The following is a 916-nucleotide window of genomic DNA, read 5'->3' as shown; positions in this document are numbered from 1 at the left end:
CAGGTTGAGGAGAAAGCAAAATTAATCAAAACGTTACAATTTCTATGGGCAATATTGGCTGGACAAATAATCAATAGCTGAATAATATTTGCCTCAAGCTGGTGTCATCTAGCAATCTAGATGGCTGAAATGGGAATCTGGTGAAAATCCAGAACTGACGCGCAGCGGTAAAAGAGAACGAACGCTCATCACGACACTGCATTAGTTTATGTGGGAAGTCGAGCAACTAGGTGGTGTAAACCTCGCTCTTCAGTCCGAATACCTGCCAGCAACTGAGCCACAGCATTGGACTGCCTAAGGAGGCAGGGCTCGGAAGGAATTACGCGATTTAGGACAATATAATGAAAAAATCCGCATTGGCGATCACCCTGGCATCGCTGCTTTCACCTGTCTCTTATCTACAGGCCCAAGAAACTTCTGTTGACGAAACCATCGTAGTTACTGCGAATCGATTCAAGCAAATCGATGGTGCTGTTCTAGCTCAAACCGTGACAGTAACGAAAGAAGATATTCGCCGTCAGCAAGCTGACAGTTTGTTTGATGTGTTCCGTACTTTGCCTAGTATTGAGGTTGCTCAATATGGTGGCCGTGGCCAAAGCGCATCGATTTTTGTTCGCGGTGGCAGTGCCACCCAAGTGTTGGTTTTGGTTGATGGTGTACGTATGCCTCGCGCAATCATGGGCGGTATCGATTTCAACCAATTTCCAATCAACTCTATTGAACGTATCGACTACATTCGCGGCGCACGCGCATCTATCTATGGCTCAGAGGCGATTTCCGGCGTAATCAACATTATTACTCGAGCAAGTATTGATGATGATGCAAGCCGAGTGTCGGCGGGTTATGGCTCCAACAATCATAAAAAAGGCACGTTTGCCGTATCTAAACCTGTAGGTGAAGGTAAGCACATCAAAGG

Annotated in this window: 1 protein-coding gene and 1 riboswitch; the gene reads left to right on the top strand. The window is 46.2% G+C overall.

The window, feature by feature from the left end; all coding sequences use genetic code 11:
• The first annotated feature begins 82 nt into the window (after window positions 1–82).
• Window positions 83–285, top strand: a riboswitch (cobalamin riboswitch).
• Window positions 286–341: 56 nt separating this feature from the next.
• Window positions 342–916: TonB-dependent receptor plug domain-containing protein (locus R7190_RS26145; RefSeq protein WP_318137714.1), on the top strand; the 575-nt coding region annotated here is incomplete at its 3' end.

This window comes from Vibrio sp. 1078-1 (assembly GCF_033340475.1).
Note: the sequence above shows the minus strand (reverse complement) of the source record. Positions and strands in the feature narration are given on the sequence as shown.